The sequence below is a fragment of the Sorangium sp. So ce1504 genome (assembly GCF_051521635.1).
Classification (GTDB): domain Bacteria; phylum Myxococcota_A; class Polyangia; order Polyangiales; family Polyangiaceae; genus Sorangium; species Sorangium cellulosum_B.
The window spans coordinates 11,855,538-11,864,642 of record NZ_CP150365.1; the positions used below are offsets into that span (position 1 = coordinate 11,855,538).

General features: G+C 74.1%; 3 protein-coding genes. All 3 read right to left on the reverse strand.

What is annotated here, in order from left to right; all coding sequences use genetic code 11:
• Nucleotides 1-2: 2 nt before the first annotated feature.
• Nucleotides 3-7,811 carry an amino acid adenylation domain-containing protein gene (locus WMF39_RS44680; RefSeq protein ID WP_437742526.1) on the reverse strand — a complete coding sequence of 2,603 codons (7,809 nt, stop codon included), beginning with the start codon at nucleotides 7,809-7,811 and terminating at the stop codon, nucleotides 3-5.
• A gap of 9 nt (nucleotides 7,812-7,820) precedes the next feature.
• Nucleotides 7,821-8,753 (reverse strand): TauD/TfdA family dioxygenase, encoded by a 933-nt coding sequence (locus WMF39_RS44685; protein WP_437748113.1) that lies wholly within the window; start codon nucleotides 8,751-8,753, stop codon nucleotides 7,821-7,823.
• Between the two features lie 110 nt (nucleotides 8,754-8,863).
• Nucleotides 8,864-9,085: an MbtH family protein gene (locus tag WMF39_RS44690; RefSeq protein ID WP_437742527.1), complete on the reverse strand. Its 222-nt coding sequence runs from the start codon at nucleotides 9,083-9,085 to the stop codon at nucleotides 8,864-8,866.
• Nucleotides 9,086-9,105 lie beyond the last annotated feature (20 nt).

Below are 9,105 nucleotides of genomic sequence, written 5' to 3' on the forward strand. Positions count from 1 at the left end.
GTTCACCTTTGGAGCTCGTCCAGGAGATCGCTCCACTCTTCCGCGGAGAGGCCGGCGTCAGGGGTCTCGGGGTCCCGCGGCGGCTCGGGCGGCGCCGGCGCGGCGGCCACGGTCGCCACGGCCGCGGCTTCGGCCACGGTGGGGTTCTCGAAGAGCTGCTTTGGCGTCAGCTGAAGCCCTCGCTGGAAGGCGCGCGAGAGGACCTGCAACGTGACGATCGAGTCGCCGCCGAGCTCGAAGAAGTTGTCCTCGATCCCGACCCGATCGCGGTGCAGCACCTCCGCCCAGACCTCGGCGAGGATCCGCTCCGCCTCGGTCCGCGGCGCGACGTACGCGCGGCGCGCCGCCGCCGCCGCGTCCGGCGCGGGCAGCGCGCGCCGGTCGACCTTGCCGTTGGGCGACAGCGGCAGCCGGTCGAGCACGAGGATCGGCGCGGGCACCATGTAGGCCGGCAGCGCTTCGGCGAGCCAGGCCTGCAGCGGCGCCGGCTCCGGCGCGGCGCCGCCCTTTCCGGCGACGTAGGCGACGAGGCGCTTGCCGCCGTGGGCCTCATCGCGCGCGACCACGATGGCTTCCTGCACATCCGGGTGCTGGAGCAGGCGCGCCTCGATCTCGCCAAGCTCGATGCGCAGGCCGCGGATCTTGACCTGGTGGTCGAGGCGGCCGAGGAACTCGATGGCGCCGTCGGGCCGGTGGCGCGCGAGATCGCCGGTGCGGTAGAGCCGGCCTCCGGGGGCGGCGCCGAACGGATCGGGCACGAAGCGCTCTGCGGTGAGCGCGGGCCTCCGGTGATAGCCGCGGGCGAGGCCGACGCCGCCGATGTACAGCTCGCCGGCGACGCCCACCGGCACGGGCTGTCCATGGCGGTCGAGCAGGTAGATCTGGGTGTTGGCGATGGGTGTCCCGATGGGCACCGAGGCCGACGTGTCCTGTCGCTGGCAGGCCCAGTAGGTCACATCGATGGACGCCTCGGTGGGCCCATAGAGGTTGTGCAGCTCGGCGTCGGGCAGCCGCTCGAAGCACCGCCGCGCGAGCTCGGCCGGCAGCGCCTCGCCGCTGCAAACCACCCTGCGCAGCGACCTGCAGGACGCGGCGCCGGGCGTCTCCAGGAAGGCCTGGAGCATGGGTGGGACGAAGTGCAGGGTGGTGACGGCGTTGCGTGTGATGAGCTCGATGAGCCGCTCGCCGTCGCGGTGATCGCCGGGCCTGGCGACGACGAGGCCCGCGCCGGTCATCAAGGGCCAGAAGAACTCCCAGACCGAGACATCGAAGCTGAAGGGGGTCTTCTGGAGCACCCGATCATCCGGGGTGAGCCCGTAGCGCTCCTGCATCCACTGCAGCCGGTTGAGCAGGCCGCGGTGGCCGTTGCCGGCGCCCTTGGGCCGGCCGGTCGAGCCCGAGGTGTAGATGGTGTAAGCGAGGTTGTCCGGCGAGACCGCGACAGCGGGGTTGGTCGCGGGCTCGCGGTCGATCTTGGCGCGATCGGCGTCGAGGCAGAGCACCTCGGCGCGGTGCGGCGGCAGGCGGGAGGCGACGGGCCACTGGCTGAGCAGGACGGAGGCGGCCGCGTCGTCGAGCATGAACGCGATGCGGTCGGCCGGATAATCCGGGTCGATGGGCACGTAGGCGCCGCCGGCCTTGAGGATGCCGAGGAGGCCGACGACCAGCTCGATCGAGCGCTCCGCGGCGATGGCCACGAGCACGTCGGGCCCGACGCCGCGGCGGCGCAGGGCGTGGGCCACGCGGTTGGCGCGCACGTTGAGCTCTCGATAGCTCAGCCGCCGCTCGCCGAAGATCACGGCGGTCGCGTCGGGGGTCCGCTCGGCCTGCGCCTCGAACAGCTCGTGCACGAGCCGCTCGCCCGGATATGCCCTCTCGGTCGCGTTCCACTCGGTCACGACGCGCCGGGACTCCAGCTCACCGGGGAGCGACAGCTCGCCGACCCGCGCCTCGGGGCGGCGGACGAGCTGCCCGAGCGCCACCTCCACGAGGTCGAGCAGGCGAGCGGCGCTCTCCTCGTCGAACCGCTGCCTGTCGTAGGACAGGCAGAGCTGGAGCCGATTTCCCGGCAGGGCGAGCAGGGTGAGCGGGTAGTTGGTCTGGTCCGTGAACGCGACGTCGCGGACCCCGAGCCCGGGCAAGCCCTGCAGGGTCCGAGGATCGGTGGGATAGTTCTCGAAGACCAGCAGGCTCTCGAACAGCGGTTGTCCCGCGGGCACCGCGCTGAAGGCCCGCGTCTGGGACAGCGGCGTGTGCTCGTGCGGGCCGAGCTCGGTGGTCGTCGTCAGGAGATCGCGCAGCCAGCCTGTGACGGTCGCGGCCTGCGGCACCGCCACGCGCAGGGGCAGCGTGTTGATGAAGAGCCCCGCCATGGCGTCGATCCCGGCGAGCGGCGCCGATCGCCCGGCCACCGTGACGCCGAAGACCACATCGTCGCTCCGGGCAGCGCGGCTGAGCAGGAGCGCCCACGCGGCCTGGACGAGCGTGCTCAACGTCACGTGGTGCTGCTGCGCGAAGCGCTGCAGGCGCGCCGTGGCCGGCTCCGACAGCGAGACGAACTTCGCCCCGTAACCGCTCTTCCCCTCGGCCGGCGCCTCGGACGCCTCGCGCGCCGGGCGCTCGAGGGGCAGCGGCGTCGCCGCGCTGAAGCCCGACAGCGCGCCTCGCCAGAACGGCTCGTCCGCGCCCGCGTCCCGCTCGCGCAGCCAGGCGATGTACTCGCGGTAGCGGCGCCGGGCCGGCAGCGCGACCGCGCGGCCGGCGCGCAGGGCGTCGTAGGCGGAGAAGGCGTCTCGCAGCACGAGGGCCGCCGCCCACCCGTCGAGGAGGAGGTGGTGGTGGCTCCAGAGCACGTGGTGGACCTCGTCCCCGAGGCGCAGGAGCGAGACGCGCGTCAGCGGGCCCCGCGCCAGATCGAAGCCCCTCGCGCGATCCTTCTCGATGCGGGCCGACAGGCGCGCCCGCTGCTCCTCGTCCCCGGCGCCGCGGAGGTCCTCGACCTCGATCTCCACGGCCGCGCCGCGCCGCACGATCTGGAGCGGCTCGTCGGCGCCCTCCCACGCGAAGGTGGTGCGCAGGGCGCCGTGGTGCTCGATCACGGCCTCCCAGGCCCGGCGGAACGCGTCGACGTCGAGCGCCCCGTCCAGCGTGCACGTGACCTGCTGGACGTAGACGCCCGAGCCGGGCTCCCACAGGCTGTGGAAGAGCAGCCCTTGCTGGAGTGGGCTCAGGGGATAGACGTCCTCGACGTCGCGCCCGGGCCCGAGCAGCCGGTCCAGGCTGGCCTGATCGAGCCGCGCCAGGGGGAAATCCGACGGCGTGGCGCCGCCGCTGCCCGGCGCGAGGCAGTGCTCGACCAGGGCGCGCAGGCGCGCCGCGAAGTCCTCGAAGAGGCGCGCCATCGTCTCGGGCCGGTAGCGGGCCCCGCTGTAGCTCCACATCACCCGGAGGCGCCCGCCGACGATGGCCGCGTCGACCTCCAGCTCGTGGCGCCGCGGCGCGCGCGGATCGTGGTCGCGCCCGACCTCGCCCTCGGCGTGCGCGAACAGCGCGCTCGACGCGAAGAGGTCGTCCCACCGCCCGAGGTAGTTGAAGCGCACCTCTGGCGCGGCGCGCTCCCGGAGGCGCGCGGCCCGCTCGTCCTCGCCCAGGTACCGGAGCACCCCGTACGCCGCGCCGCCCCGGGGGACCGCGCGGAGCTGCTCCTTCAGCGCCTTGAGCGCGCGCTCGGGCGCCGCGTCGGCCGGGACCTCCAGCCGGACGGGATAGATGCTCGTGAACCACCCGACCGTCCGGGAGAGGTCCAGCTCGTCCAGCGCGTCGCGACCGTGGCCCTCCAGGTCGACGCGCACGGCGGGATCGCCCGTCCACTGCGCGAGCGCTCCGGCGAACGCCGCGAGCAGCACCTCGTCCACGCGCATCCGGTACGCGGGCGCCGCTTGCAGCAGCGCGCGCGTGTCCTCGGCGCCGAGGAGCTGCGTCCGATGGACCGTGTCCGCTTCGAGCGACGAGCCCGCCGGATCGTCCGCGGGCAGCGCCGCCGTCGGCCGGCTCGCGGCGAGCCACGCGTCCGCCTGCCGGGCCACCGCCTCGGACCGGGCGTGCGTGCCCAGGCGCCATGCCCATTCACCGAAGGAGACCATCTCGTCCGGGAGCCGGATCTCCTCGCGGCCCTCGTGCTGCCGGCAGGCGGTCTGGAGATCCTCGATCAGGATCCGCCACGAGACGGCATCGACGACGAGGTGGTGGGCGATCAGCAGGAGGCGGCCGGGGCGCTCCGGGCCCAGATCGAACAGCACCGCGCGGAAGAGCGGCCCCTCGGTCAGGTGGAGGCGCGCCTGGTGCTCCCCTGCCGCGCGGGCCAGCGCCGCGGGCTGCGCCTCGGCGGGGAGGTGCGACAGGTCGACCCGCGCGACCTCCGCGGCGACGGCGTCCGCGAAATACTGGCTCCACCCGCCCGCCTCGCGCGTGAACCGCAGGCGCAGCGCGCCGTGATGGTCGATCACCGCCTGGACCGCGGCCGTGAGCGCCTCGACGGAGACCCGCTGCCGCAGCTCGAGCAGCACCGTCTGGTTCCAGTGGTGCGGGCTCGGCCCGCTCTGCTCGAAGAACCAGCGCTGGATCGGCGTGAGCGGCGCGTCGCCCGTGAGCGGCGCTTCCACGACCGGCGCCGAGGCCGACGTCGCCACCGCGGCCAGGCCGGCGATCGTCTGCTGCTGGAAGATCTGTCGCGGCGTGAGCGAGAGGCCCGCGGCCCGCGCGCGCGAGACGACCTGGAGCGCGAGGATCGAGTCGCCGCCCAGCTCGAAGAAGTTCTCCTGGACCCCGACGGCTCGCCGTCCCAGGACCTCCGCCCAGATCCCCGCGAGCGCCGCCTCGGCCTCGGTGCGCGGCGTCACGGCCTCGCCGCTCGGCGCGACGGGCGCCGGTAGCGCGCGCCGGTCGACCGCGCCGCGCGGCGTGCGGGGCAGCTCCGCGAGCACCACGAACGCCGAGGGCACCGTGTAGTCCGGCACCTGCTCCTTGAGCGCGCGCTGGATCTGCTCCGGCGTCACGCCCGCGCCGGCCGCGAGGTACGCCACGAGCCGCCGCGCCTCCGGCTGGTCCTCCCGCACGATCACGGCCGCGTCGCGCACGCCGGGCAGGTCGAGCAAGCGCGCCTCGAGCTCCGCGGGCTCGATCCGGAAGCCGCGCACCGTCTCCGGGTGGTCCATGCGGCCGGCGAGCTCGAGCTGTCCGTCCGCCCGCCACCGCGCCCGGTTCCCCGTCCGGTAGAGCCGCGCTCCCGGCTCCTCCGCGAAGGGATCGGGGACGAAGCGCTCCGCGGTCAGCGCCGGGCGCGCCCAGTACCCGCGCGCGAGCCCCTGGCCGCCGAGGTAGAGCTCTCCGACGACGCCGGCCGGCACCGGTTGACCGGCGGGGTCGAGCACGTACGCCCGCGCGCTCGAGAGCGGCCGGCCGATCGGGATCGCCCGCGCCTCGCGCGGATCCGCCGCCGCCAGGTTGCCGACCGCCGCGATCGCCGCGGTCTCGATCGGACCGTACGCGCCCAGCAGGCGAACGCGCGCGGCCCCCGGCGACGCCCGCCACGCGCTCACGCGCCCGGGCGAGGGCGCCTCGCCGGTGAGGACGATCTGCCGGAGGCACGGCGGCAGGGTCAGCCCCTCGCCGAGCGCCGCGACGAGGCGGTGCCAGCGCTGGGTCGGCAGCACCGCGGAGGTCACGCCCCGCGCGCCGCACGCCGCCAGGAACCCGGCCGCGGACTCGAGCGCCGCCTCGGCGTGCAGCACGAGCGTCGCGCCGCGCGCGAGGCACGGGAAGATCTCCTCGGCGCTCGCGCCGGAGGTCAGCGGCGCGAGCTGCAGCACCCGGTCGCCTGGCGAGATCTCCTGGACCGCCGCCGCGGCGTCGACGGCGCTCGCGAGCGCGCGGTGCGGGATCACGACGCCCCTCGGCTCCCCCGTCGCGTCGGAGGGATCGAGGACGCACGCCGCCTGCTCGGGCGCCGGCTCCCCGGCCGGCGGCGCGGAGGGCTCACCGCGCACGCACGTCCAGTCGGCGTCGAGGCGGATCACCTCCACGCCGGGGGGCGGCTCGGCGTCGCCCTGGGCGATCGCCACGCGGATCCCGGCGCCGTCGATCCTCGCGGCGAGCCGCTCCCGGGGGTCGCTCGGGTCGAGCGGGACGTAGGCGCCGCCCGCCTTAAGCACGCCGAGCGAGGCGGCGATCGCCCCGATCGAGCGCGGCAGGCAGAGGCCCACGCGGACCTCCGGCCCCACCCCGCGCCGCCGGAGCAGCTGCGCTAGCTGGTTGGCCCGCCGATCGAGCTCGCCGTACGTGATCTCCTGCCCCTCGTGGACGACGGCCGTCGCCTCGGGCGCGCGCGCCGCTTGCTCCTCGACCCTCCGGTGCACGGCGCGCGGGGGCCGGTGGGGCGCCCCTGTCGTCCGCCACCCGAGCACCTGCCGCTGCTCCTCGGGCGCGAGCATCGGCAGCTCCGAGAGGCGCGTCCCCGGGCTCGCCGCCGCGCCCGCGAGGAGGCGCAGGAAATGGTCGGCCATCCGCGCGGTCGTGCGCTCGTCGAACAGGTCGGTGTCGTAATCGAGCGCGCACGTCAGCCCCTCGTCGTCCGCCGCGATGTCGAGCGAGAGATCGAACTGGGCGCCGCCCACCTCGAGGTCGAGGAGGCGCACCTCGAGGCCCGTGATCGAGAGCGGCTGCCGGGCCGCCGGCTGGAGCGCGAACATCGCCTGGCAGAGCGGCGCGTGGCTCAGATCGCGGGCCGGGCTCACGGCCTCCACCACCTGATCGAACGGCACCTCCTGGCGCGTCTGCGCCTCTCGCACGGCGCTCGTGACCCGGGCGAGCAGCGCCGTGAACGGCGGATCCCCCGAGAGATCGGCGCGGATCACGACGGTGTTGGCGAAGCAGCCGACCAGCCCTTCCAGCTCGGCGCGGCTCCGGTTCGTCACCGGCGTGCCCACGCTGATATCGAATGTCCCCGCGTGGCGGGCGAGGAGGGCCTGGAAGGCGGCCATCAGCACCGCGTACAGGGTCGTCTCCTCGCGCCGCGCGAGCGCGCCGAGCGCCGCGGCGAGCGCGCCGGGCACCCGGAAGGAGCGCCGCGCTCCCCGGTAGCGCTGCTCCGGGGGCCGGGGGCGATCCGTGGGCAGCTCCAGCAGCGGGGGCTGCCCCGAGAGCTGCCGCGTCCAGTAGGCGAGCTGGTCCTCGAGCAGGCCGCCCTTGACGCGCTCGCGCTGCCAGTGCGCGAAGTCCGCGTACTGCAGCGGCAGGTCGGCGAGCGGGGCGGGCCGGCCCTCGGCGAACGCCGCATACAGCGCGGCGAACTCCCGCAGGACCAGGCCTGTGGACCACCCGTCGAAGACGATGTGGTGAACCACCCAGAGGAGGACGTGTTCTTCCGGTCCGAGCCGCAGGAGCGTGAGCCGCAGGAGCGGACCGCTCACGAGGTCGAAGGGCTGCCGCGCCTCGCGCTCGATGAGGCGCCCGAGCTCCGCATCCCGCTGCGCCGCCGGCAAGGCGCCGAGGTCCACGCGCCCGAGCCGCGGCGCCATGTCGGGGTGGACCACCTGGGCGGGCTCGCCGTCGACGACCGTGAACGTCGTGCGCAGGATCTCGTGCCGGCGCACGATCTCGGAGAGGCACCGCTCCACCACGGAGACCTCGAGCGCTCCTGTGAGCCGCACGGCCGTGGCCAGGTTGTAGGAAGCGCTCTCCGGATCGAGCTGGGCGAGAAACCACAGCCGCTCCTGGGCGAAGCTCATCGGAAAAACGAAGACATCCTCAAGCATGAAAGAACCTCAGGAGGCTTTGGCCCGGTACGGCTCGGCCATGGCGACAAGGACCTTGCGCGGGCCGCGGAATGGCGCGCGCCCGTGAGCGACCAGCATGTTGTCCGCGAGGAGCACGTCGCCCTCTTGCCAGGCGAACTCCACGGCGAGCTGCCTGTACACCTCGCGGATCTCGTCGAGCGCGGCGCCCTCGATGGGCGATCCGTCTCCATACATGGCGTTGCGGGGCAGGTCTTCCTCGGCGAAGATCGAGAGGAGCGCCTCTCGCGCGGCCGGCTCCAGGTTGGAGACGTGGAACAGGTGGGCCTGGTTGAACCACACGTGCTCTCCGGTGCGCGGGTGGGTGGCCACGGCCTGGCACACCTGGCGCGTGCGCAGCTCGCCGTCGGCCTTCCACACGCACTCGATGCCTGCCGCCCGGCAGAAGCGCTCGACCTCGGCCCGGTCGTTCGTGCCGAAGACCTTCTGCCACGGCAGGTCCAGGCCGTTGCCGTAGTTGCGGACGTACATCACCTTCTTCGCCGCGAATCGCTCGCGTAGCCGGGCCGGGATGCGCCGGAAGACCTCGCGGCTGTCCGCGATCGGGGTGCTGCCGCCCTCGGGCGCGGCCACCGCGCAGTGGAACCAGATCTTGAGCGGCCAATCGAGCGTGTACGACTGCTCGTTGTGAAGCGGGATGTGCTGGTGAGCGGGGTACTCCGTCGACGTGTAGATGCGGTCCTGCACGTGGGAGCGCGGCGTCGACCCGAACGTGTAGTCCAGCAGATCCGGCGTCACGAGCCGGACGAAGGCGTGGAAGTCGGCGGTCGATCGGACCGGGAAGCCGCGGAACAGCACCGCCCCGTGCCGGATCAGCTCCTCTTCCGCGCACGCCCGGATGGCCGCGGCGAGCGCGGGGACGCTGACATCGCCGCGGCCGAGCGGGCTCACGACCAGCGGCAGCGCGCCGCCGGGGAAGCAGGACCGCGAGAGGCCCGCGGCCTCGCGGAGCGCGGTGTCCGCGGGCGTCCCTCGCGGCGCCTCGCGCGGCGCTGACAAAGCGCTCGAGTCGGTCACGGCGACCGGCCCTCCTCCATCTGCTTGCGGAGGCTGAGCGGACGCATGTCGGTCCAGACCTCCTTGATGTGATCGAGGCACTCTGCCTTGGTGCCGGCCTTGCCCGCGTCACGCCAGCCGAGGGGGTTCTCCCTGTACTCGGGCCATATCGAGTACTGCTCCTCGTGGTTCACGACGACTTTGTAAATGGTGTTGTCTTCATGTTCTTCGCTGGCCATGGACTCCTCCGTTCGAGATG

Bases quoted from the DNA above. Each gene is read 5' to 3' on its own strand.
- WMF39_RS44680 (WP_437742526.1), bottom strand. From the start codon at position 7,811: ATGCTTGAGGATGTCTTCGTTTTTCCGATGAGCTTCGCCCAGGAGCGG.
- WMF39_RS44690 (WP_437742527.1), bottom strand. From the start codon at position 9,085: ATGGCCAGCGAAGAACATGAAGACAACACCATTTACAAAGTCGTCGTG.